Below are 23,758 nucleotides of genomic sequence, written 5' to 3'. Positions count from 1 at the left end.
AGGAGGCAATGTTGCTTGTGTCCTTAGCGAATTTTTTATGTGATCTAGATCCTACAAACTAGTTGACAATTTGATCCAAGCTAGTGATTCCATAAACTGGTGGAATTCCAGAGGTGAACTCTTTTGTTAGGCTTTCACTATCCAATAGCATTTTTTTTCCTTCGATGATTTCCTCACCACGCAATTCTTGAGCCCATGAAATGATGTTGTCGATAGTAGGAACCTCAAGTACCAACTGATCGGCAAGCCATTTTGCAATACACAGGCCATAATGAATATCGTCGGTAAAAAAGCGGTGATCTTTGTCGATTACCCATTCGCCACTTTCCAACTGCACTGTTGGCGGTTTAATGGCGCCTAAAGTATGCGAAGTAGTAAAAGACTCACGAATATCAGTGTTTTCTGATTTGTAAGTTAGTCGTTCCAAGCTTATGTAATCAAGCATATACTTAAATTCCTGCTTAGGATACTTTACTTTGATTGCTTCTCTAATTAAAGAGTAGTCCTTGTCTAAGTCTTGCAATAAATCAGCTGATTTTTGATCGTAGTCGCGATAGAAATAAGGAATATCTTCTTTCTTATCCCATTTGCCATCGCATTTAAGTGCAAGGCCATAACAACGCGAAGGGTGAATAATTTGGTTGTCGACCGATAAGGTTAGTGATAAAAAGTTGTCAGCCTGCACAAAAGCACCCTTTTTCAACCATCTATTACAGATATTGTCTAAGAATTGTTCGTTTAGTTCCGTGAAGCGATCTGCTGGCGATACTGCTACCAAGTTTACTTCCTTACAGCCGTAGGTCACACCAATTTTACCGTATTCAATTATTCGGCAAATCCATGGAATTAAGCCAATAGCAAAGGTGGTGATGTTGCTCAAATCAAATTTTTTCGTGATCTCATCTACCATCCAGTTAAAACCTGCCTGTCCGTAGATTGTTCCTACAAATACTTCTTTGTCTTTCGCAAGATGAGGCGCGAGATTGTGAAGCGCAATGCGGTATTTGCATACTGGCATGCACAAAATTACAAAGCTGGCCTGTGGTATAACTTCAGCAGGATCTGAACTAATTTTTGAGAGTTTGCCATTAAATTCTTCTTGAATCTCTCCATGAATAGAATGCAATTGAACATCTACATTCTTGGACCAATCCGTTGGTTTTCTGGTGAGAATATTAACTGTGAAACCCGCCCCGGAAAGAAAAGGAATCAAAATATGTGCGCTACTACCTCCGCCAACAATGGTTACTTCTTTTTTTCCTTGTACAGTCATGTTTTAACTTTTGGTTTGTAAATTTTTTATAGAGACAGGACTTCTTGATTGAGTACCTGTTAGGTGTGATTATTACAATAATTCAGCTCCAATTTTCTATTCGAAACGGAGCATGGCAAACTGCTGATCAAATCAGTAAAATGATATAAATGAGTATTGAAAAATCGAAATGCTCAGAGAAAGCATCGAGTAGAAAGGCATGAAGAAAATAGGCGATTTCCTATTCCTGTTGTAAGAAGTAATGATGTGGTGATGTAATTGTCGCCAGAGTAATCTTTCGAATTACTATTCATACTTATTCAATTGGTGTCATCAAAATGAACGTAAACACTTTGCTAAAAGTCCTTAGGTGTACTAAATTTTAGTACTCTGATGGAAGGATTGTTTACTGATAACTCAACTATAAATATGAAGTCTGCTAATGTGATGATAGATTGCTATTTAAAGCTCATCAACAAAAATAATAGTGAATGATTGATATCAAAAGATAGGTAATCCGCTTATAAAGGTACCTGAATATTTTATACTTGCTATTAATTGCTTTCTTTTTTATTCTGAGCACTTTCCGTTTAAGAAGAGGATTATATTTTTACAAACTCTTTGTCTCTATATTCCTCCATTTTTTGCATCATTAAATCCTTAAAAGGTTTTAATTCTTTTTGATGTTCTTGCAGGAATGAGAATCGAAAAGGAGCATGTTTCTCTATTTTTTGAATAAACTCGGAGCTAAAATCGTCTTTATTTTCAAAAACCGAAGCGATAAACAGCAAGCCAAAACTCCTTTTAATTAGCCCTTGAAAAGCAATTTCGTTGGGATAAAGATCCTGTAAAGTCTGATGGAATTTTTTTCCAAGAGAATAGGTTTTGCACAGCATTTTATCCAAATCGCCGTAAGGTAAATTACTCGAGAAACAGGTTTTAATATCGTCGAGGTAATCTTGTCGAGCATCTTGTAGATCATCGAGAATTTGAAGGTATGCTCCGTATTCGAAAAGAAAATGAAACTGTTTTGCACTCAGATCTCCTAAAACCAAATAGCCATCTGCAATAACCGAGCTAGCACCTTTTTCGATGCATATTTTCATGCATTCTGTATCGCTTATTAGTTCTTTATTATTCACCAAGGTCAAGCTTTGGGTTTGGGCTTCATGAATGGCAAGTAAACTTTCATAAACCTGAGGAAATTCTTGTCGCTCATATTCTCCTTCTATCATCTTTACCAAATCGTAAATTTTTTCTTCCAATACTGATTGGGCATGAACTTGTTTTCCTGAAAGGCGAGCAGCAAATCGTTCAGAGAATTCAAGTTTTTCAATCTTGCTGATACTGGCATCATCTATTAGGTTGTCGGTATAAGGATAGAGTAGGCTGTAAGCTAAAAAAGATGGTGTTATTTGTATTTTTTTTCCAAAAAATGATTGCAATCCTAGCATGATCCAAACATTCCGGAGAGCCTGAAAAAGTTCTTCGTTTCCTAAATTAGAATCGAATTCCCAGGCTTTTTGAATGAAACTTTTTGTGGCACAAAGCATGTCATCCGAAAAAATGAAATGCAAATGCTCGTTAGAATAGTTTAGTGCTTCTCTAAAAAACGATTGGACTTGTTGTAATAATCTATTTTTGTCAGGATGTTCATTATTCGCTTCTTTTTTTATCACATGAAGGAAACGATCAAATTTCATTTCCCAAATACGTTTTTCGAAATAGGAAAAGCGTTTCCCGGATACAGGGAATTGTTCCGAACAGATTGTCCAGTTTTGAAGATATTGCTTCTGAAGTTTCTCGTAAAGAGCTGAATGTTTGATCATATCCTTATCTTTTTATGGCTGTTACCTGCAAATAGAAAGAAAAAAAATGAAAACAGAAATTTAAATCGTTCAATCGGGAATTACACATGATCAAATTGAATTGTTCATTGAATATATTATCAGCTTGATCTTTTGTGTTTCGTTTTTGGATCAAGCCAAAAAGATGAAGTCGAGTTTAGACAGATAGCCCAATTCTATAAAAAATCTCATGGTTCATATCAAAAATTAAGGATCTATTATTACTTTAGATCGCAATTAAGAAATCAATCAAATACTTCAGAATAATGAAATTTTCTATACTTGAACCCATTGGAATTACAGCATGTAAATATGAACAGTTGCGTGTTGAATTTGATAAGTTAGGACACGAATTGATATTTTTTACCGACCGAAATGAGGATGAGGAAGAGTTGATTAAAAGGGCAGAAGGTGCTGATGCAGTTATTGTGAGTAACATTCCGCTTCGGAAGAGTTTTATTGCAGCTTGTCCAAAACTTTCGATGATATCGGTTGCTTTTACAGGAGTCGATCATATTGATATGGATGCTTGCAATGAGCGTAACATTTTGGTTAGTAATGCTGCAGGATTTTCTACAGAATCAGTAGCTGAGTTAACGATTGGAATGATCTTATCGCTTTATAGAAAAATAGTTGCTGGAGATGCGATCACTCGTTTTGGAGGCGATAGAGCTGGCTTTTTGGGAACCGAATTAAATGGCAAGACACTTGGGATTATAGGAGCTGGTGCAATTGGGCTTAGAGTGGCCGAGATTGCAAGGGTTTTCAACTGTAGAGTGATTGCCTACAATAGAAGTGAAAAGAGCGTAGAAGGCGTTGAATTCGTTTCTATGGAGGATTTACTAAAGGATTCAGACATTATTTCTCTGCACGTACCATTAACCGATCAAACCAAAGGATTAATTGGTAAAGAGGAATTAAAAAAAATGAAGCCTTCGGCTATTTTAATAAATACGGCTCGCGGGCCAGTTGTAAACAGCGAAGCACTGTGCGAAGCATTGGAAAATGGTGAAATTGCAGGTGCCGCAGTAGATGTTTATGAGAAAGAACCGCCATTGGAGAAAGAGCACATTCTTTTTACTGCTCCCAATTTGATTATGCTTCCTCATTTGGCCTTTGCAACAAACGAGTCCTTCGATAAACGAATTGAAATTGTAGTGGAGAACATTCGTTTGTGGTTACAAGGAAAACCAAGAAATATAATGAACTAAAAGTGATAAGCTCCAAGTTACAAGTATTTCTTGCAGCTTGGAGCTTGTGACTTATTTTACAATCTTTACCAATTCGGTAACGGTGTCGAGTTTACCTCTTTTATTGTACGATTCACTTCGAATGGTACCAATATCTTGTATAATCCAAGTCACATTGCTGATGTTTACTTTGATAAATCCCACTTTGCTTTGCACATTTTCTGATATTTTATAGCAATCGAAATTACCTGCCGGAGTTGTAACCTCTTCACGAGCTTCAACCTTACGATTTACAATATTTGTCGTCATATTCATTATGCCATTGCCAACCTCTATACTTATTGAGCCATCTTTTAGATTCATACCTGGCGAAAGTTTGGAAGGGTACATCAGATCATCTGTGGTCAGTTTTATTTCCATGTTTTTGAATCCTTCCAATTGCTTTTGGTTCAGGTATTTTTCCATATCAATGTAAAATTCATTTCCCTTGCAGCGGAAGCCAATTGTATCTTGCATGATAATGTTTTCCGGATCCTTAGGATCTTTATGTGTTTGAAGCAATTCAAAAACAGTTTCGCTACCATTCTCCTTTATCGATATAATCTTTTGGGAATAGGTAGCCTGCAGTTTTCCTTTCCCATTTTTTATTTCGTAATGCAATTCAGTGCCTACATCACTAGGAATATAAATTGTACAATCTTGAGAAATGGCGCTTGTTGAAAAAAAAGCCATTATCGTGCATAGAATAAGAAGTCTTTTCATTGGTGATGAATTGTTTTGTGCAATTGAATGCATAGGTTTTAGTGAATAAAGAATATAGAGTCGTTTAAACAATTTTAGAGAGAAAGGAACCTCACTTTATTGATAACTAAATTTACGGAATTGTATACAAAGGAAAAAATAAATAAGATGGTAAGGTCTTTTTTTTCTTGTATCGCTAAAAAATGAATGAAATTTGATATTTTTACTTAGCAAAGTATAATTGGAAATAAGAAATGGAATTAAAAATAAGTGATTATCAGTTTGGTGAAAGACCAGAAGTAACAAAACCAAGTCCAGAAATATTATCAGTTTTGGGCGAAAGTGGAATCAGGAAATTAATTGATGAGCATTACAATTTACTTAAATTGAGCAAGTTCAATCCTTTGTTTCCACAAGAAGATGAGGAGTTCGAAGCCGCTAAATTACGTTCGTCTGATTTTTTTATACAGATATTGGGTGGCCCTGAGTATTTCAATAAGAATAGAGGCCAACCAAAAATGATTAATCGTCATGCGAATTTTAAAATCACGAAAGAAGCAAGAACTGTTTGGTTGGAGTGTTACCAGATACTTTTACCAAAATTAGATATGTCAGAAGAGTTGATTCTGTCCTTTTGGAATTACTTGAATGTTTTTTCATCTTGGATGGTTAATTCTAAGGAGTAAAAATTTTGTCATAAGACAAAAAAAAGGCTGTTGAAAATGAATTCAACAGCCTTTTTTGAAGATATCTTTTGATTATATAATTAAAATCGCATCGCCATAAGTTCCAAAACGGTACTTTTCTTTAATTGCAACTTCATAACATTCCATTACTTTATCATAGCCTCCAAAAGCAGCTACCATCATCATTAATGTCGAGTATGGTAAGTGGAAATTAGAAATCATTGCATCAGGAATACTAAAATCGTATGGAGGGAATAAAAATTTATTCGTCCAACCTTCGAATGGCTTAAGTGTCCCCATTGTAGAAACAGAACTCTCAAGAGTACGAACGACTGTTGTTCCAACAGCACAAACTTTACGTTTTCCGTCTTTTGCTTTGTTTACAACTCTTACAGCCTCATCGTCGATTAAAATCTGCTCTGAATCCATTCTGTGCTTAGTCAAATCTTCAACATCAACATCTCTAAAATTACCTAAACCAACATGAAGTGTAATTTCAGCAAAATCGATTCCTTTAATCTCAAGACGCTTCATTAGCTCACGGCTAAAGTGCATACCAGCAGTTGGTGCTGCAACAGCTCCTTCATGCTTAGCAAAAATAGTTTGGAAACGCTCAGCATCTTCTGCCTCAACCTCACGGTTGATAAACTTTGGTAGTGGTGTTTCACCTAAACTATAAAGAGCTTCTTTAAACTCATCATACGGCCCATCGAATAAGAAACGAAGTGTTCTACCTCTCGATGTTGTGTTATCAATTACCTCAGCAACTAATAAATCATCATCACCAAAATATAGCTTGTTACCAATACGAATTTTACGAGCAGGATCAACCAAAACATCCCATAATCTTTGCTCACGATTTAACTCGCGCAATAAGAATACTTCAATTTCAGCACCTGTTTTTTCTTTATTTCCATATAAACGGGCAGGAAAAACCTTGGTATTATTAAATACCATAACATCTTTATCATCGAAATACTCGATAACATCTTTAAAAATACGGTGCTCAATCTCTCCGGTATCTTTGTGAAGTACCATCAATCGAGATTCGTCACGATTGTAGGCAGGATGTAAAGCAATAAGTTCTTGAGGTAAATTAAACTTAAACTTAGATAACTTCATAATGCAGTATGACTTTTATTTTTGGTTTTTTGTTAATAGGAAAGGGCAAAGCTTCCCTTTTTACGAAAATGGCTGCAAGATAGTTATAAATTCTCTAAATAGCTTATAAAATCTTCTATTTCAAGTGCCTGATCTGTTTTAAATTCGCCTATGCGAGTTCGTTCCAAACCAATCAAATGTGCTCCACTATTCAATTTTTGTCCTATGTCGCGAGCCAATGCTCGTATATATGTTCCCTTACTACAAACCACTCTTATTTTAAGAACATCTTCTTTCCAACTTAAAACTTCGATTTCGTCGATAACCAAAATCTTTTCTTTGATTTCAACTTCTTGTCCTTTTCGAGCATATTCATAGGCTCTTTTCCCATCAATTTTAATGGCAGAATAAGCGGGTGGTCTCTGACGAATTTCACCTAAGAAACCTTTTAGCGTTTCATCTATTAAAGCATTATCAATATGTTCTGTTGGGTAAGTTTCATCAATCTCTGTTTCCAAGTCGAATGATGGTGTGGTTGATCCCAATTTCAATGTCGCAATATACTCTTTTACTTGAGCCTGATACGTATCAATACGTTTTGTGTATTTCCCCGTACAAACAATCATTAGCCCTGTTGCCAATGGATCAAGTGTTCCTGCATGACCAACCTTAATCTTTTTAAAGTCGTATTTATGCTTTATCTTAAACTTAACCTTGTTCACTAAATCGAAAGATGTCCATTTATAAGGCTTATTGAAAAGAAGTAATGCCCCTTCTTGAAAATCATTATCAGTCTCAAATTGAATCATCTATAATCGGATTAAGTGGGAGAACCCATTTTTTAAGAATTAGGATGCAAAAATGGCAATAAGTCCGATAATCAAGCAATAAATTGCAAAATAAATTAGTTTGCCTTTCTTCACTAATTTAATCATCCAGCTACATGCCAACAAGCCAGAGGCAAAGGCAGCAATAAAACCAACAACCAAAATCGATGTATCAATACTAGCAGCAGTAGAAACATCCGTTTTAAAAATACTTAGTATGTTTTCTCCGATAATTGGAACAAGAACCATTAAAAAAGAAAACTTAGCCACTTCCGATTTCTTATTTCCTAATAACAAACCTGTTGCAATGGTTGAACCTGAACGTGAAATACCTGGCATTACAGCAAAAGTTTGTGCTACGCCAATAATTAAAGCGTCACGAAAGCTTATCTCTTTCTCTTTTTGCTTAGCGTAGAAAGTAAAGGCTAAAAGTGCAGCTGTAATCAAAAGCATACAACCTACAAGAAATAAAATCTTATCTGTATTAAAAATTTCTTCTACCTGATCTTTAAAGAAAAGCCCAACAATAGCAATTGGTAGCATTGAAAAAGCAATCTTCGCTACATACTGTGTTGAATCATTCCATTTGAATTCAAATAAGCCTTGTATTAAGGACCAAATATCTTTTCGAAATACAATCAACGTACTCAAAACAGTAGCACCATGCACTACAACTGTAAATCTCAAATTATCTTCTGCATTTACACCTAAAAGGGCTTTCCCAATCTCCAGATGACCGCTAGAACTTACAGGTAAAAATTCTGTTAATCCTTGTACTAATCCTAAAATAAGGGCTTCTATCCAGTTCATACAATAATAAATAGAGTGCTAACCAATTGAACAATCGGTAGCAAATAGGATGTTAATAAAAAGATTTATTGTTTTTTAGGCTTTTTCATGATGGCGTAGATTTCGAAAGCGAAACCAAACAAGACCACCATCGGCGCTAAAGTAATTCTTCTAAAACTAAAAATGCTTTCATCAAAGACATTAGGATCATCCGATCCGCCTCCCATCATCAATAGAAATCCTACAATAATAATTACGAAACCAATTACAATTAGCTTGTAGTTTTCTTTTGAAAGGGCAAAATCGAGTTTTTTATCTTGATTGTTCATGTGTGAAAATTTTGTCTGTTTTGACAATTAGAGATCAAAAATACAATAAACTATTTAAAGTGCCTTATGTTATAGCAAATGCGACCAACAAGATCGGTATTGCAAATCAAAGCGATTGCTAATACAGAGATCTTGATTCTAGTCTTAAGTATTTATTTACAGCAAATAAGGTCGATATCCAGGTGATAAAAAGCCCCATCAATAAAATGATTAGAAACAAGGCTCCAATCATTTCAACATTGGTAAAATTAATAACCTGTCTTAATTCTTTTTGTGAAAAATAGATTACACCTAAGAGCATTGCATTGGCAATTAATGCACCCAATATTCCTTGCATTAGGGTTTTAGCCATAAAGGGTTTGCGAATAAATCCACGAGTGGCACCTACCAATTGCATGGTGTTGATAATGAATCGCTGTGCATAAATGGAAAGGCGAATGGTGTTGTTAATCAGTGTAAAAGAGATAATGAATAGCAATGCGCTAAAGCCTAAAATAATTAAACTGATGCGTTTTACATTCTCATTAACAAGATGAACCAATGATTTTTGGTAAGAAATCTCCTGTACCTGACTGAATTTTTTAAAATCTTTTTCGATTACTGCAATACTATCAGGATTGGCATATTCAGCGTAAAGTTTTACATCAATTGAAGCGAGTAGGGGATTGTAACCTAAAAAGGAGATAAAATCTTCGCCCAATTCCGCTTGAAGCTCTTTGGCAGCTGTTTCCTTATCGACAAATTCAGTTGACTTTACATAGCTTGTTGCATCTAGTGTTTTTTGCAAACGACGCGTTTCTACTTCTTTAACTTTATCTTTTAGGATTATAGAAACACCAATATTTTCTTTCACATAATTGGATAGCTGATTGGCGTTTAGGATCAGTAAACCCATTAATCCTAGCATGAAAAGAACCAATGAAATACTAATAACCGAAGTAATATATGAGGAACGAAGTCTACGTTTTGTACCTTTTTCTTTGTATGTCATTCTAAACGAAATTAAAGAATTGTATTTGATTGTTAGATCAAATGTTAAGCAAAATTTGACTGGATGTCATGCGAAAATACAATTTTTCATTCAAAATATATCATTACTAGCTTGAATTTGAATGAGACTCTCATTTTGAAACCCTTTCACAAGAAATCTATTTTGTTAAATTTGTAATTAAATCCATTTTTAATTCAATTCTACAGCTTGGGAATCATTCGTCAACAAACTATAAAAGGAACTGTGGTTTCCTATATTGGTGCCATTTTGGGGCTTGTAAATACAGGCATTCTTTTTCCTAAATTTTTTGCAACAGATCAAATTGGATTGATATTATGGCTAGGTGCAATAACTACAGTTGCAGCCCAGTTTTCATCGCTTGGTTTTAACAATGTTACCGCTCGTTTGTTTCCTTATTTCCGAAACGAAAATGTAAATCATAACGGCTATCTTTTTATTTTGTTTTGGGTTGGGATGGCTGGTTTTATGCTTTCATTAATTAGCTATTTTATCTTGCAACCTGTTGCGGTAAATATGTATAGTGAAGAATCGCCATTGTATTTAGATTACCTTATTTACTTGATTCCCTTGGTGTTTTTCACTTTATTTTATAATCTTTTCGAAGGCTACAACCGGGTAATGTACGATGCTGTATCTGGAACTATTTTTAGAGATATTGTATTTAAATTACTCAATCTCAGTTTTATTCTATTGTTTGTTTTTGAGGCGATTGACTTCTCTCAGTTTGTGTTCTATTACGTTTTGGCTTACTGCTCTCCTACGGTATTTTTGTTTATGCTTTTGTGGTGGAGAGGTCAAATATCTTTTGCATCCAATTTAAAATTTATAACTCCCGAACTTCGAAAATCGATAACCAGTGTGTCCTTGTTTGGAATTATGAATGGTTTGAGCGATAAATTGGCAAATCAGATCGATCGAATCATGATTGTAAGTTACATTGGCTTGGGAGCAAATGGTATTTTTGGTATCATGGCCTATTTTGGAGTGTTGGTTTCTATGCCAGCGAGAAGCTTACGAAAGATATCAAGCACGGTTATTGCTGAAGCATGGAAAAGGAATGATTTGAGTACTATCTCGCAGATTTATTCCCAAAGTGGCTTGCATCAGTTTATGCTTGGATGTCTTTTGTTCATTGGTATTTGGGTAAATATCGATAATGTATTTGAAATTGTAAGCGATAAATTTGTAGAGGGTAGGTATGTCGTATTTCTTATTGGCCTTGCTCATGTAATTCAAATGCTTTCTGGCGTGAGTGGAGTGATCATTCAATCTTCTCCCTACTACAAAATGCAGACAGTTTTTATGGGATCTTATAGCCTTTTGGTGATTGTTTCAAATGCAATCATGATACCGATTTGGGGAATAAATGGAGCTGCCTTTGCCTCTCTGTTATCAACGCTAATCTTTAATTTGGCGAAGTATTTATTCCTCTATCGTAAATATCAACTTCAACCACTTAATAAAAAGTACCTTTTGGTGATATTAATTTCTTTAATCGCCTATTTTTCCGGCTATTTCTTACCAAGAATGGATTCCTATCTTGTTGATATTGTGCTCCGCTCAAGCCTAGTTGGAGGATTGTATGTATCAATTTCTTACGCATTACACATCTCCACAGACTTTAATAAGTTTGTGAAAAAGCAATTGAAATTTTAAATGCTAAAGATTTATTCTTTAATGATTTCGATTATTTCGGTAGTAGAAATAGATGGAGTGCGTTCAAGATAAACAACCTCACAAAGTGATTTAAATTCGTCGAAACGGCCTTCCCAGTCGTTTTGCTTAGTTGAAAAAAGGACATGTTATTATTATGTATATGCATTCTATTTTATTAATGTTAACTAGGATCTTGAGATATATTTTTTAATTTCACAATGAAAATATACACTAAATAAATAATATGAAAACATTTAAACTATTAAGATTGGTTTTTATTTTAATAATTACCTCATCAGTAATTTCATGTTCAACCTCAGATAATGAGGATGATAATGCTAAAGCTACTGGGAAGGTAGAAATTTCTATAAATTTATCTGAAAGTAATGTTAAAGCTTTAGGATTATCTAGTTTAAAAACATCTGAAACGATAATAAAGTCTGTTGTGATTAGTATGACAAGGAAAGATGGTTCTGTTGTTTATGACAAAGAAAATATTCATTTGTTAAATATGAATGGGTATTATATTGCAAGCCCAATAAGCTTAACCGTTGGAGAGTATTCTCTTACCGAGTTTCTTGTTATGGATGATACTAACAATGTTATTTATGCTGCGCCTCTAGTTGATTCTGAAAAAGCTTATTTAGTTGAGAATCCTCTTTCTATTGATTTTGAAGTGACAAAAGATGAAGTATTAAAATTGGTACCTGAAGTTTTAGCTATTGGAGATAGTTCTCCTAGTGATTTTGGATATTCTACCATAAGTTTTGATGTGGTCCCATTCTTTGACTTTTCTATTAGCACGTTTGTTTATAATTCTAGTATCCTAAATTGGGATTTGACTACAGCATCGATTGTTGTAAAAAATGAAGATACTGTATTGTATGAAGGAGATCTTGCTGCAATTACGAATACTCTTAGCCTAAGAGCTAATGTTTCTACATATGATATGACTATTTCTAAATCAGGTTATAAAAGCTATGTTTATTCATTTTCGTCCGACTCTTTGCAATATTATAATGTTGATAATAACAATGAACCATTAAAAATTATATTGGCTGAAGATATTGAAATTAAGCCTATCGAGTTTGTTACTGTTGAAGGCGGTACTTTTCAAATGGGAAATACTTTTGAAGGTGGTTTCTCTCAAGAAGATGAATATCCTGTACATACAGTTACAGTAAGTAGCTTTCAAATGAGTAAATATGAAGTTACGCAAGGCCAGTTTATTAAATTTTTAAATGCAATAGAATGTAATAGTGATGGAACTTTTAATGACAGCGAGTATGGAAATGTAACTTACATAAATATGGACGAAAGCTTTTGTCCTCTTTCAATTGTTGATGGAAAGTTCGATTTTAAGAGTTCTATTAATGCGCCTACAATAGAATGTCCAGCTATTGGAATAACATGGTATGGAGCCAATGCTTATTGTAAATGGGCAGGAGGACGTCTACCTTATGAAGCAGAATGGGAATTTGCCGCCAGAGGTGGTAATTTAAGTGAAGGTTATAAATATAGTGGTAGTAATGATTATGCAGATGTAGCATGGAATGAGTATACTACAGAAGAATTTGCTCATCCTGTAGGAGAAAAACAAGCTAATGAACTTGGTATTTATGATATGAGTGGCAATGTGTGGGAATGGTGTGCCGATTGGTATGAAGCTTATGGTAGTGATAGTCAGACGAATCCTACTGGAGCAGAAACGGGTTCAAATCGTGTTGGACGTGGTGCTGGCTATTTAAGTAATGATAATTCTTGCCGCGTTGCAAATCGTCATGACAATAATCCAGATAATCTTGTTACCTATAGAGCTCATGGTATACGACTTGTTAAGTCGGTAAATTAATTTAGACTTTAATAATCAAAATAAAAAAGCTGTTTCAATTAAATATTGAAACAGCTTTTTTATTGACTAATTCTCATCTTACAATAGCATTAAAGCTAAAGTGTTGATTTAAAAATCAATTCATATTGTATGGTTAATTTTTATTGATGAATTTCTGAACTCGTTCGATTAATTCATTTCTGTATCTTAAATAAGTATTAGGATTTCCTTGGGAATATTTGTTTATCATTTCATGAAGTTCTTCAGAAGATTTTTGTTGAATTTCATTCATATTAATTGTGTTCAACATCGAGTCGGTATAGCTACTCAATCTACTAGAATCAAATTTTCGGCTTAGTTTTCCATCAATAAAAATAACTGGAGTTCCAAAAGCAAGACAGGGTAGAGCAGTATGCAAACGAGAAGTAACAACAAGTTTCGCATTGGCTAACTGTTTTAAGAAATCAGTAGCGACATCAAATCGTTCATCATGAGTGAATTTTTTTAAGCTACGTTCCTGAATAATATACTTTGCCTTTTTTCGGATATCTTTTGGGAACAATTTATTAATCAGTTGCTTTTTTTTCCAAGCCTGATAAATCACCTTTGGTGTTCGTAAAAAACTACGGAAAAGAGTCTTTAGCGTTAAATTAGGGTTGTATCTTGCCATATTGTACAATACATCGCTAAAAATGATCTTGTCTTGATAGTTCTCATCTTTGTAGAGATTTCTATCTAATGCAAGTGTTAAGCAGCCAGAAAAATAGGCATTTACGCCCTTGTTTTTTAATAATTCAAGTGTATCATGATCTCTGCAACCAATTGGTTCGTGTAATTTATAATACTCAATGGCTTTATCATTAAGCAATAGATCTTTGGTTTTTGGTGAAATATGAAATGAAATAATCAGAGGTTTGATGTTGTTACTCGGAGGCCAATTTTGAGGATAATGCATAAACCAACCATTTAAAATAAGCTTATGCTTATCTCCTGAATAGTCAGAGAGTGTTTCTTTGTTTATAAATTGATCTACTTGAGGCAAGAAAGGAAGAGGTGCTAAACTTTGAATGTACTCCCCTATATTCCTAACTTTATCCCAATAAACTAATAGTCCAAATTTCATTTGTAGCAGATTTTCTAGAGTTATTTCTTAATATAAACTACTTGGCCTGTCAAGTCAGATAAAAGTGTTTGTATTGATATTTTTGCTACATCTTCTGATTTAAGTAGACTATTCACAGGTTCGTTGCCAAAGTTTTTAACCCGCATAGGTGTTCTTGTTCTTTCTGGATTAATGCAATTTACGCGAATACCAAAATTTTTCCATTCTTCGGATATTGCTTGTGTGAAATTTACAGCTGCAGCCTTTGTCGAAGAGTATAAACTGTAGGATGCTCTTCCTCTGGTATAAGAACTAGAAGTAAATAAAAGTAAATGACCTTGAGTGTCTTTAAGATATTTAAAACTTTCTTTTGCAACATTTACCATGCCTAGAAAGTTCACTGCAATTATTTCTTCGGCAGTTTCCTGATCAACGTTTACCAGTGCTTCTTTGTTCAATATAGCAGCAGTGTTAATGATGTAATTAATTTTTCCTGTTGTTTGGTAAACTTCATCTAGGCTTTTTTTAACATCCTCAACTATTTTAACATTTACTTTATTTTCCGATCTGCTAAAGGAGAAAACTTGAGCGCCTGCTTCTTTACAAATATTATAAATGTCTTTTCCTATTCCGTAGCTTCCACCAAAAATAACAATGCATTTGTTTTTAATCTGATCGAAATTCTTAGGTTTAAAATCTGATGTTTTAAATTCCTGATTCTTTAGCTGGAATAATTTATCGGCGATAAACATATCTAAATCGTAGGTGATTTTTATGTTTTCGGCCGAACCTTCTACCACAGTAATGGATTCTTCTGGTAGGTATTTTAACACAATACCGCAATCGTCGGTTGCTTTAAAAAACGGATCAGTAAGAGCTTTTTTGTAGGCTTTTTTAATAGTTTTTAAACGAAATGCTTGTGGTGTTTGTCCTTGTCGAAGCTGATCTCGATTAGGGACATTTACAATCTTATCTTTATCACAAACCTCAATAATTGTGTCAGTAGCTTTTATGGCTACGTCAACCGCATTACAAGTGCTTAAGCTATCAATAACTTCATTAATAATAGTTCGATTGATAAAAGGACGTACAGCATCGTGAAAAATGAGTTTTATTTCGTCGGCATTCTCCTCATCCTGGTATGCATTAATAGCTGCCAGACTGGAATCGCTTCTCTCTTTGCCACCCAATAATATTTTCTTAACCTTATTGTATTGATTGTTGTTTACAATGGTTTCTATTTCGTTGGTAAAGCTTGGGTTTATTACAATGGCTACCTCATCTATACTCTCACATTTTTGAAAAACATCCAACGTGTGTTCAATAATCGTTTTGCCAGCTACCTTTATAAACTGTTTTGGGAGATTGCCTCCAAATCGGGAACCATTCCCTCCGGCTAAAATTACACCAATATTTCTCATATTGTTTTTACCTGATATAGATGAAAAAATTTATTCTTTGTTACAAGTGCGAATTTACTATTTATTTGGCTAGTAGTGAAGCCCGACAGATATATTAGGAACTATTTCATTAACATTTTGTCTATTTCGTTGCTGATACGTTCCGATGCTTTTCCATCCTTATAGGTAAAAGCAAGATCGCAAATCTCACTTCTTTTAACTTGTTGTGTGTCCTTACCATCCATAAGTATATGACTAATCCAATCCAAAAGCTCTTTTTGTGAGTAACACTTCTCACCTGCCGTAATCCATTCATAATCGAACTGAATAGCTCTATCTTTTTCGATATATTTTTCGTAATCGTAAGGATAATACAATATGGGTTTATTAAGCAAGAGGTAATCCATATAAATGGAAGAATAATCTGTTATTAAAAGATCCATCATTTTAAGAGCAGGATATACATCTAGCTCATTATCGAACGATAAAATGTTAGAAAAAAATTCCTGATTATCAGACAAATTGGTGTAAGTGTGAAATTTAAAAACAAATATCAGCTTGTTGTTTTTTGCATACTGATTTAAGTCGTGAAGCTGAATTGCCTGGCTTGAAATGGGGTCTCCTCCAGTTTCTCGATAGGTAGGAGCATATAAAATTAGTTTATAATCTTCTTTTTTGTATTGCCATATTTTATTGTAGGCTTCTATATCACATCTAATTAAATCATTTTTAGTTGTTTCTCTGAAAAAAATATCATTTCTAGGATATCCGCACTCAATAATTTTTTTTGATTTAAATGCTCTTTTGAAGAGTTGTTCGGTATAAAATTCTGATGTTGATATTAATACATCATATTTGGGATATAGTGCATACAGAATTGCTTCTAACGAAGGGAAAAATTTTTTCTGATCTTCGATATAAGAAGGGCTGTCCAGTTGAATTCGTTTGAATCCCACACCATGCCAAAGCTGAACTATTTTTGATCTAAAAAGTAAAAAGTATCTAAAATCTTTAATCCATTCATAAATATCAACGACTGCAATTTTACAACGTAGTAATAAGTATATGGATTTAATGCTAGGGTAACAAATAACTTTGTTGTAGTGTTTTTTTATCTCTATATATTCTTTTCTACTATAGGTTAAGAAATATAAGTTCTTGTGTGTTTTTTCAAGATGTTGATATAAAAATTTAATATTTCCTTGAAAAAGACCTTCTTTTCGACCACCGATAAATACGATTAGATCTTTCTTTTTTGGAAAAAGAGAACTTAAGGGAAGCAGTATGCACCAACCAATAATGGCATAAATAACAATGCTTATTCTACGTAGAATTATTTTCATTTACTTAAGACTTACGATATTTTTATAAATTCGGAGACAATTTTCTTGATCCTTAAATTGATGATAAGTTCTACATACAGTTTGTCTCCATTCCTGATCTTGATTTGGATTTTCGATGTAATCTTGTAGCCCACTTGTAAGCTCTTTCATACTGGTGAATTTTTTACCGGGTGTATTGCGCTCGTAATCCAATAAGATTCCTTGATAGCTCTTGTATTCTGCCAAATCGTAAGGAATAAAACACATCGGCTTGTCTAAAAGTAGAAAATCGACCAAAATGGAAGAATAATCAGTGATTAAAATATCTACAAAAGGTAATAGTTGCGTCACATCTGGAAATTTATCCTGTTCTGCTTTTTTTACTCTATCAAGATTAAATAACGCAGTATCCTTTTTTATACTTTTTCGTTTAACTGATTCTTTGTGTCCGCGAATAAGAAGATATGCATCATTTATTTCTAAGAATTTTTGCAATTGATCTGGAGTATAATCTTCAAATGGAAAAAATTCAGTTAGTTTGCCATCCCTCCATGTGGGTGCGTACAAAATTACCTTTTTATTGAGATATGGATGTTCCTGAAGCAAATTGGTATTTTTATTGTTTTCGCTTAGTAAATAATCATATCGAGGCATTCCACTAATCCAAATCTGATTTAAACTAACTCTAAAACCAGAAGCCAGCATCAAGCACTCAATATCTGAACAGGCAGTAAGGTATGAATAGGATTGAAGCTGATAGGATTTTCCGAATTTATTCCAAACTGGAGTTTGGTAGCCAATTTGTTTTACTGGTGTTCCATGTCCTAAATAGATAATATTTTTACATTTTTCATGCAAGTAATAAGGGAAGAATACTGCAGCACTGGTTCCGTAAGAAATGATTACATTTTTGGTCCGTAAAAAGAGTTTTAGTGCTTTCATCGACCAAGCATAAGTAACTTCTCCAGGAAATTTCTCATTCACTTCTTTATACAAATCTTTATTGGCAGTAAAAAGAATACTGTTAAAGTCATTCTTCTCGCGCATGTATTCGAAAAGGTATTTTGAATTGTCGTAGTAAAATTCTTCTGTCAGGAAAAATAAGGCCACATTCTTATCCTTTCGAAGTAATTTTTCAAATAAGAAATAAAAATTTCGCAAACAAAATACTACTAAATGCAGAAAAATAATTTTCTGAATAAAGTTGATGAATCTTCGTACTATGGAATCTTTATTAATCATTTTTACGACTTTGTAATATCAGGTTTTTTACTCCTAGAACTATTCCTCCAGCCAATAGAATAAAGAACAGAATCATACTTGCCAAAGAAATATTCTCACCTATGAAATAGGCTTTTGGTTCAAATTTGAACTCAATTTGGTGATTTCCTGCTGGTAAACGCATTCCTCTCAATACGTAGTTCGCTCTAAAATGCTTGGCTTCTTTTCCATCAATATATGCATTCCAACCAGGTTGGTAATACATTTCTGAGAATACTGCCAATTGGTCCGAATTCGCTTTGTAATCGTAAGAAATTGCATTTGGCGAATATTCTTTCATTTCGATACTTGCGGTAGAATCTGAAACGATATTTAATCCTTGCAACTGATCTTCAAATCTCTTGTCAACCAATGCTTCTATTGCAGGATTAAAAGCGTGTAAGGCCATTATTTCTTCGTTCGAGTTAGCTACAGTTTTATACGAATTAACCAACCAAACAGCGCCTAAGGCATCAGGATTGAAGTTGGCTTGCAATCCCTTTTCTCCTTGTGTAATTAGGTAGCGAGCGTTAAGCATGTTTAAGACTTTCACATTGCCTTTTTCGATGTGGTAATCGTACAATTCCTGAATTCGACGCAATTTAGCTCCATGATAACCTCCTATTGACTTGTGGTAGTAAGAAGTTCGTGCATTTTTGAATGGTGAACCTGCTTTTTCAAAAACACGATAATTCGTATTGTAGGTTACTGCCCAAAGCTGTGCAGCTACTTTTTCGTAATCACTCGACTTTTTATGCTCACGTGTATATTTCGTTACCGCATCCTTAACGATTGATTGCAGCTCAGGTTTTTTCTTTATTTCAGATTGAAGAATTTGATAATCAGCCATGGTTGGCATGTAAGCCAAATTCAAATCTTTCTTATCAACAAAATTGTCATTTGTAGTAAATCGCTTGTTGATTGGATACAAGTCGGCCACAACAAGAACAATAAGCGCAACAATAAAAAGTTCTGTTTTGATGTATTTTTTGTAGAAAACGAATAAAGCAATCAAGGCAAGGCCAATGAAAAGGATCGTTCTTAAGGCATCTGCTCTAAAAATAGCTATTCTAGCATCCACCAAGTCGTTTTGGATTTGGGTAATAAATGCTATTGCACTCGGATTGGCTTGGCTGATTTGTTGGAAATAACCTTGCTCGAATTCACTCAGAAAATCTAATCCTAAAGTAGGTAATAGGTAAAGTAATAAGGCAAGTCCAGCAGTTAATGTTGCAGGAATAACGAGTACATTTACTTTTAGAGATGAGATGTTTATTTTGCTTTTTAAAACTTCTGGTTCTTCGAGAATTTTTTTAACGGCAAGTATGGCCAATAGAGGCATGCAAAGCTCAACAATAATAAGAATTGATGAAACAGCCCTAAATTTATTGTACAAAGGAACATAATCGAAAAAGATTCCTGTTAATCCCTGAAAATTATGTCCCCACGAGAGCATTATTGCCAGAATAGTTGCAGTTAACAATCCCCATTTTAAGCGACCACCAACAATAAATAAGCCTAAAAAGAAAAGAAAAACAATGATTGCTCCGATGTAAACAGGCCCAACTGTAAAAGGTTGATTTCCCCAATAATGATGGTTGTCAACTTGTTCTAATCCGTAATAGTCGCCAACACTTTTCATTTGGCCACTATTAATGTAGTTCAACACTTGCATGCCTTCTTGCGGAGAACCGCCTCCACCTTTTACATTAGGAATAAGAAAACTTAATGTTTCTTGAATACCATAACTCCATTAAGTTCCATAATCTTTATCTACTCCAGCAGTTTTGTTGTCTTTATCGCCTAAAGTAAGTTCTGATTTCCCGCGAATTGTTGATTTCGTGTAATCGTATGAGTTGTATAAGTTGGTGAAATTAACACCCAGTGCAATAATAGATGCGATGGCTAAAACACCAATAGCTTTAAAGAAATGGGCTAAGTTCTTTTGTTTTAATTGATGATAGAATTCGAATATCACAATACAGAAAACCATGATGACAAAGTAATAAGTCATTTGAACATGGTTGGAATAGAGCTCCATAATTAGGAAGAAGGTTGCCAATAGTCCACCCCACAGATAACGCCCCCTAAAGACCATGAGAATACCGCCCAAAGCTGGTGGTATAAAAGCCAGCGCATTTACTTTCCAAAGGTGACCAGCACCTATAATAATGATAAAGTAGGTCGAAAAGGCATAAGCTATAGCTCCCGCTAAAGACAGCCAAGGGTTTATTCGAAGTGAAAGCATCAGAATATAAAATCCGATAAGATATAGTAGTAAATAGCGAACCGGATCAGGCGTATGCAGCTCCATAATTTGCTTAAAGAAGTACATGTCTTTTGCCTGATAATCGACATTGATTTGATAGGCTGGCATTCCGCCAAACATAGAGTTGGTCCATAGTGGATCTTCGCCTGTATCATTTCGAAAATCGATAATTTCTTTTTTCCCTCCCCAAGCATTTATCGAGTCGCCTTTTTTGTACACTTTCCCTTCCAAAGCTGGTTGGAAATAGATGAATGCTATAATAATAAAGGCAACAATGGATACCAAATGTGGTAATGCGGACTTAAATATTGACTTAAAATTCATTTTGTAATTCGTAATTGCTAATTCGTAATTCTCAATTTAAGGCTCTAAAATACAAAAAGCACAGAACAATTTTGTCCTGTGCTTCACTTAATATTTTTTAGTACCTAAAGTATTTAAAGTGTATTGGGTACTTATAAGTTGTAAGATGTCTAATTTTCCAAAGAATTGAATATAAGAGAAACTTAAATACTCAATTCTTATTTACTTATTAATTTTTAGATATTCCTTTGCATCAAGTATTCCACCATAGGTGTCTAGAGTAAATTTATCCAATAAATTGTAGAATTCTTCAATATCTTGTTTTGAAACTTTCTTTGAGCGCCACTTTTCTTGATTCAGTTCAGTAAATTTGAATAGCTCTTTTTCGGCATATTCCAATTTCTGGATAATCCCCGTTTTGTCTGAATTAATCAGCTCAGAAATATTTAAATATTTATAACCTGCCGAACGACTAATAGGGTAACATTTGTTTTTTAGTTCCATTGCCATTGCATTTAAAGGGCAATTTTCACCTCCATCAGCTTGCAGTACTTTTGGTAGGTTTGCGCCTCCTTTTACCCAAACAGGTAGTGCAATTGAAGTATTTGGGAATCCTATTTGAGCCCAAATTGTATTCATATTCGCTTCTTCGCCTTTTTTAATTCCTTCAATTAAGATCATTGATGATGAACCATGACGAGTGATTAAATCTCCTGAGTTTACAAAGTTTTGACCATAAGGAACAGTCTCAAACTCTTTTCTGAAATCTCTTTTCAATACAGGATGCTTTAAACATCTTGAAAAATTCTGAATGATTGTCTGAGCACTCATATTACCGCAAGCATCGGCTTGATAAAAAATATTTTGAGCCGTTTGAAGACGGATAAAACCATAGCCAATGTCTTTTTTTCCAGTAAACGAGTGATTGGTTCTTAGGATGTAGCCATTTGGTGCTTGAGCAGGATCATTCGCGTCAAACTTTGTAAATGTTTGGTTGTTTACTTCGTAAAAAGCAACATTGCCATCAGCATCCAATACGCCAAAGTGTGCAGCTAGACCCATTGGTTTTTTGCGATCTTTTAGCAATTGCTCAAATTCTTCTAGGTTAGCACATTTCTGTAGTGCAAGCTTCATGAACTTTCCTTCTTGATCCTTAAAAGAAGTTGTATCGCTCATGTTTACGTTGAAGGAAGCAGAATTCATGATCGCGAAACCAACTGAATTGGAGCCACCCCAAACTTGTTCTCCTTTTTCATCATTAGAATTGATCATGCCGATGTAAGGATATTTTCCATCGGTAAAGTATTTCATTTTGTTTTCGAAACTTTCGGTATCACGTAGTTTCCAGATCATTGGGCGACCGTCTTTGGTGTGTTTACCAGAGATAACCGCAGTAGTACAAGCTGCAGATTGCCATGTAGATACTACTAGTATTAGTAGCAGGCTGAGTAAATTTTTCATTGTTAGTGTGTGATTTAGTGTGATTGTGTTTAAGTGAGGCTAAAATAATATTTAATTACATATGAATCAATATTGTTCTGATTAGATATGAACACCCTTCTCCCTATTGGGATCCCGAAATTTTTCACGGAGCCAAGACGAAGGGATGCAACAAGAGTAAATTAAGAAGACATAGTATTGAAAGTAAAATTCATCAGTTAATATTATTTTTTACTTTTCCATTGATGAAAAGTAACAAAAATCTACGGCTCAGCACCTCAGTGACCCATCACGGTTCAAAAGCGAATAGAAATAGATCGTTTCGTTCGTTCCTCTCTCAACAGCATTTCTATTTTCCGCTTTTTTCACCTATGGGGCCCCACTTGCGTTGCTCATGCCGATCCTCTGCTACGATTGAGAGTTGACTAGATATTTATTGGTTGTTCGAAAAGCTTCTTCCTCTTTTTAGGGGTTCCCTAAAATATTGTGGAGCGAAGACGGAGGGGTGAAAAAGCAGAAGATCTTTGATAATTTATCATTATTAATTAATAACTACTCTTCCTGTCTTCTCTAAAGCGATATTCTTCACGTACTTTGTGGATTATATCAGTATCTATTTCCCCAATGATAATATCTTCCTTATCCTTTAAAATAGTAGGAGAGGTGTTGTAATCGATCCAAGGAGGGCAAAATTGAGAATTTCCATATTCTTCTCCCGCTCGATTTAAACTAAGTAGGTAGATTTGATTTTCGAGTGCTCTGGTGATTACAAAATGCGGCCAGCTAGGGAAGCTGTTGTCCTTCGAGAAAGCAACCGGATGAAGTAGGAAATCAATCTCGTGTTCTAATGCCATTTTTCGACTTAGTTCAGGAAAACGCATGTCGTAACAAATCATGATACCGATTTTAATTCCTTTGATTTCAAAGCTGATGGTTTCATCACCACGCTCAAAGAACTCCTTTTCCATTGAGTTGCCAAACTGTGCCATGTGTTGCTTAGAGTAGATAACATCAAGCTGACCTAGTGGATTAATTACTGCCTGAGAAATGTAATATTTGCCATCTTTTTTTTCGGGGAAACCAAAACAGATGTAGCAATTTCGTTCTAAGGCTATTTTCGAAAAAACCTCAAAACTCTTTCCTTTTTCATCCTCGGCCAATATATTCAAATTGGTAAAAGATTCACGGGAATAACCGCAGGTAAAAAGCTCAGGAAGTACAATTAAATCAACAGTTTCAAGTTTATTAATCAGTTGGCTTGCATGCATTAAATTTGCATCCCGTTCTTGAATGGTTTTTGCATCAATAGTATTGATTTGTATGCCTGCGAATTTGAGTTTTGCCATATTAGATTGGGTTTGTTCTGGATGATTAAAGATAACAATTCTAAAAAATACCTAC

20 protein-coding genes are annotated in these 23,758 nt (G+C 34.4%); 4 read left to right on the top strand and 16 right to left on the bottom strand.

Annotated features, from left to right (window positions below):
- Positions 1 to 58: 58 nt before the first annotated feature.
- On the bottom strand, positions 59 to 1,273 hold the full coding sequence (locus L3049_RS11640) for an NAD/NADP octopine/nopaline dehydrogenase family protein (RefSeq protein WP_275109982.1): 1,215 nt from the start codon (positions 1,271 to 1,273) through the stop codon (positions 59 to 61).
- Between the two features lie 581 nt (positions 1,274 to 1,854).
- Positions 1,855 to 3,081 (bottom strand): hypothetical protein, encoded by a 1,227-nt coding sequence (locus L3049_RS11635; protein WP_275109981.1) that lies wholly within the window; start codon positions 3,079 to 3,081, stop codon positions 1,855 to 1,857.
- A 284-nt stretch (positions 3,082 to 3,365) separates the two neighbouring features.
- Here L3049_RS11635 and L3049_RS11630 point away from each other — a divergent pair, with 284 nt between their 5' ends.
- Positions 3,366 to 4,310: an NAD(P)-dependent oxidoreductase gene (locus L3049_RS11630; protein WP_275109980.1), complete on the top strand. Its 945-nt coding sequence runs from the start codon at positions 3,366 to 3,368 to the stop codon at positions 4,308 to 4,310.
- Positions 4,311 to 4,361: 51 nt separating this feature from the next.
- Here the strand turns inward: L3049_RS11630 and L3049_RS11625 are convergent, their stop codons facing one another.
- Positions 4,362 to 5,051 (bottom strand): TapB family protein, encoded by a 690-nt coding sequence (locus L3049_RS11625; protein ID WP_275109979.1) that lies wholly within the window; start codon positions 5,049 to 5,051, stop codon positions 4,362 to 4,364.
- Positions 5,052 to 5,284: 233 nt separating this feature from the next.
- Between L3049_RS11625 and L3049_RS11620 the strand changes: the two genes are divergently transcribed.
- Entirely contained in the window at positions 5,285 to 5,716 is a 432-nt protein-coding gene (locus L3049_RS11620; protein WP_275109978.1) for a globin domain-containing protein, read from the top strand.
- A gap of 72 nt (positions 5,717 to 5,788) precedes the next feature.
- Here L3049_RS11620 and queA read toward each other — a convergent pair whose 3' ends face one another.
- From queA to L3049_RS11595, 5 genes are all read right to left on the bottom strand, one after another.
- Positions 5,789 to 6,838 (bottom strand): tRNA preQ1(34) S-adenosylmethionine ribosyltransferase-isomerase QueA, encoded by a 1,050-nt coding sequence (gene queA, locus L3049_RS11615; RefSeq protein WP_275109977.1) that lies wholly within the window; start codon positions 6,836 to 6,838, stop codon positions 5,789 to 5,791.
- 83 nt (positions 6,839 to 6,921) lie between these two features.
- Positions 6,922 to 7,626, bottom strand: a complete 705-nt coding sequence (gene truB, locus L3049_RS11610) for a tRNA pseudouridine(55) synthase TruB (protein ID WP_275109976.1) — start codon at positions 7,624 to 7,626, stop codon at positions 6,922 to 6,924.
- 39 nt (positions 7,627 to 7,665) lie between these two features.
- A complete protein-coding gene (locus tag L3049_RS11605) occupies positions 7,666 to 8,454 on the bottom strand; it encodes an undecaprenyl-diphosphate phosphatase (RefSeq protein WP_275109975.1) in 789 nt (262 codons plus the stop codon).
- A gap of 65 nt (positions 8,455 to 8,519) precedes the next feature.
- The gene (locus tag L3049_RS11600; RefSeq protein WP_275109974.1) at positions 8,520 to 8,762 is read right to left on the bottom strand and encodes a DUF3098 domain-containing protein; all 243 of its coding nucleotides are present in this window, start codon (positions 8,760 to 8,762) and stop codon (positions 8,520 to 8,522) included.
- Positions 8,763 to 8,880: 118 nt separating this feature from the next.
- Positions 8,881 to 9,753 carry a cell division protein FtsX gene (locus tag L3049_RS11595; RefSeq protein WP_275109973.1) on the bottom strand — a complete coding sequence of 291 codons (873 nt, stop codon included), beginning with the start codon at positions 9,751 to 9,753 and terminating at the stop codon, positions 8,881 to 8,883.
- 207 nt (positions 9,754 to 9,960) lie between these two features.
- Between L3049_RS11595 and L3049_RS11590 the strand changes: the two genes are divergently transcribed.
- Positions 9,961 to 11,430: a lipopolysaccharide biosynthesis protein gene (locus tag L3049_RS11590; protein WP_275109972.1), complete on the top strand. Its 1,470-nt coding sequence runs from the start codon at positions 9,961 to 9,963 to the stop codon at positions 11,428 to 11,430.
- Between the two features lie 244 nt (positions 11,431 to 11,674).
- Complete coding sequence (locus L3049_RS11585; protein WP_275109971.1) at positions 11,675 to 13,282, top strand: formylglycine-generating enzyme family protein; 1,608 nt, start codon at positions 11,675 to 11,677, stop codon at positions 13,280 to 13,282.
- Between the two features lie 133 nt (positions 13,283 to 13,415).
- Here L3049_RS11585 and L3049_RS11580 read toward each other — a convergent pair whose 3' ends face one another.
- The 8 genes from L3049_RS11580 to L3049_RS11545 all read right to left on the bottom strand — a co-directional run bounded on the left by L3049_RS11580 (position 13,416) and on the right by L3049_RS11545 (position 23,703).
- Complete coding sequence (locus L3049_RS11580; protein ID WP_275109970.1) at positions 13,416 to 14,384, bottom strand: polysaccharide pyruvyl transferase family protein; 969 nt, start codon at positions 14,382 to 14,384, stop codon at positions 13,416 to 13,418.
- 20 nt (positions 14,385 to 14,404) lie between these two features.
- On the bottom strand, positions 14,405 to 15,784 hold the full coding sequence (locus tag L3049_RS11575; RefSeq protein WP_275109969.1) for a bifunctional cytidylyltransferase/SDR family oxidoreductase: 1,380 nt from the start codon (positions 15,782 to 15,784) through the stop codon (positions 14,405 to 14,407).
- Positions 15,785 to 15,885: 101 nt separating this feature from the next.
- Positions 15,886 to 17,106, bottom strand: a complete 1,221-nt coding sequence (locus L3049_RS11570) for a CDP-glycerol glycerophosphotransferase family protein (RefSeq protein ID WP_275109968.1) — start codon at positions 17,104 to 17,106, stop codon at positions 15,886 to 15,888.
- Positions 17,107 to 18,327, bottom strand: a complete 1,221-nt coding sequence (locus L3049_RS11565; RefSeq protein ID WP_275109967.1) for a CDP-glycerol glycerophosphotransferase family protein — start codon at positions 18,325 to 18,327, stop codon at positions 17,107 to 17,109.
- A complete protein-coding gene (locus L3049_RS11560; RefSeq protein ID WP_275109966.1) occupies positions 18,320 to 19,987 on the bottom strand; it encodes a YfhO family protein in 1,668 nt (555 codons plus the stop codon). Before L3049_RS11560 ends, L3049_RS11565 begins: the two co-directional genes overlap by 8 nt.
- 111 nt (positions 19,988 to 20,098) lie before the next feature.
- Positions 20,099 to 20,938: a hypothetical protein gene (locus L3049_RS11555; protein WP_275109965.1), complete on the bottom strand. Its 840-nt coding sequence runs from the start codon at positions 20,936 to 20,938 to the stop codon at positions 20,099 to 20,101.
- Positions 20,939 to 21,139: 201 nt separating this feature from the next.
- Positions 21,140 to 22,378 carry a carcinine hydrolase/isopenicillin-N N-acyltransferase family protein gene (locus tag L3049_RS11550; protein WP_275109964.1) on the bottom strand — a complete coding sequence of 413 codons (1,239 nt, stop codon included), beginning with the start codon at positions 22,376 to 22,378 and terminating at the stop codon, positions 21,140 to 21,142.
- Positions 22,379 to 22,902: 524 nt separating this feature from the next.
- Entirely contained in the window at positions 22,903 to 23,703 is an 801-nt protein-coding gene (locus L3049_RS11545) for a carbon-nitrogen hydrolase family protein (protein WP_275109963.1), read from the bottom strand.
- Between the last annotated feature and the right edge of the window lie 55 nt (positions 23,704 to 23,758).

It is taken from the genome of Labilibaculum sp. DW002 (genome assembly GCF_029029525.1).
Taxonomy (GTDB): Bacteria; Bacteroidota; Bacteroidia; order Bacteroidales; family Marinifilaceae; genus Paralabilibaculum; species Paralabilibaculum antarcticum.
This window is presented reverse-complemented; position numbering and strand designations above follow the sequence as displayed.

Bases quoted from the DNA above. Each gene is read 5' to 3' on its own strand.
- L3049_RS11600 (WP_275109974.1), bottom strand. From the start codon at position 8,762: ATGAACAATCAAGATAAAAAACTCGATTTTGCCCTTTCAAAAGAAAAC.
- L3049_RS11580 (WP_275109970.1), bottom strand. From the start codon at position 14,384: ATGAAATTTGGACTATTAGTTTATTGGGATAAAGTTAGGAATATAGGG.
- L3049_RS11620 (WP_275109978.1), top strand. From the start codon at position 5,285: ATGGAATTAAAAATAAGTGATTATCAGTTTGGTGAAAGACCAGAAGTA.
- truB (WP_275109976.1), bottom strand. From the start codon at position 7,626: ATGATTCAATTTGAGACTGATAATGATTTTCAAGAAGGGGCATTACTT.
- L3049_RS11635 (WP_275109981.1), bottom strand. From the start codon at position 3,081: ATGATCAAACATTCAGCTCTTTACGAGAAACTTCAGAAGCAATATCTT.
- L3049_RS11560 (WP_275109966.1), bottom strand. From the start codon at position 19,987: ATGAAAAGTGTTGGCGACTATTACGGATTAGAACAAGTTGACAACCAT.
- L3049_RS11595 (WP_275109973.1), bottom strand. From the start codon at position 9,753: ATGACATACAAAGAAAAAGGTACAAAACGTAGACTTCGTTCCTCATAT.
- L3049_RS11555 (WP_275109965.1), bottom strand. From the start codon at position 20,938: ATGAATTTTAAGTCAATATTTAAGTCCGCATTACCACATTTGGTATCC.
- L3049_RS11575 (WP_275109969.1), bottom strand. From the start codon at position 15,784: ATGAGAAATATTGGTGTAATTTTAGCCGGAGGGAATGGTTCCCGATTT.
- L3049_RS11585 (WP_275109971.1), top strand. From the start codon at position 11,675: ATGAAAACATTTAAACTATTAAGATTGGTTTTTATTTTAATAATTACC.
- L3049_RS11565 (WP_275109967.1), bottom strand. From the start codon at position 18,327: ATGATTAATAAAGATTCCATAGTACGAAGATTCATCAACTTTATTCAG.
- L3049_RS11545 (WP_275109963.1), bottom strand. From the start codon at position 23,703: ATGGCAAAACTCAAATTCGCAGGCATACAAATCAATACTATTGATGCA.
- L3049_RS11625 (WP_275109979.1), bottom strand. From the start codon at position 5,051: ATGAAAAGACTTCTTATTCTATGCACGATAATGGCTTTTTTTTCAACA.
- L3049_RS11640 (WP_275109982.1), bottom strand. From the start codon at position 1,273: ATGACTGTACAAGGAAAAAAAGAAGTAACCATTGTTGGCGGAGGTAGT.
- queA (WP_275109977.1), bottom strand. From the start codon at position 6,838: ATGAAGTTATCTAAGTTTAAGTTTAATTTACCTCAAGAACTTATTGCT.
- L3049_RS11630 (WP_275109980.1), top strand. From the start codon at position 3,366: ATGAAATTTTCTATACTTGAACCCATTGGAATTACAGCATGTAAATAT.
- L3049_RS11550 (WP_275109964.1), bottom strand. From the start codon at position 22,378: ATGAAAAATTTACTCAGCCTGCTACTAATACTAGTAGTATCTACATGG.
- L3049_RS11570 (WP_275109968.1), bottom strand. From the start codon at position 17,106: ATGAAAATAATTCTACGTAGAATAAGCATTGTTATTTATGCCATTATT.
- L3049_RS11605 (WP_275109975.1), bottom strand. From the start codon at position 8,454: ATGAACTGGATAGAAGCCCTTATTTTAGGATTAGTACAAGGATTAACA.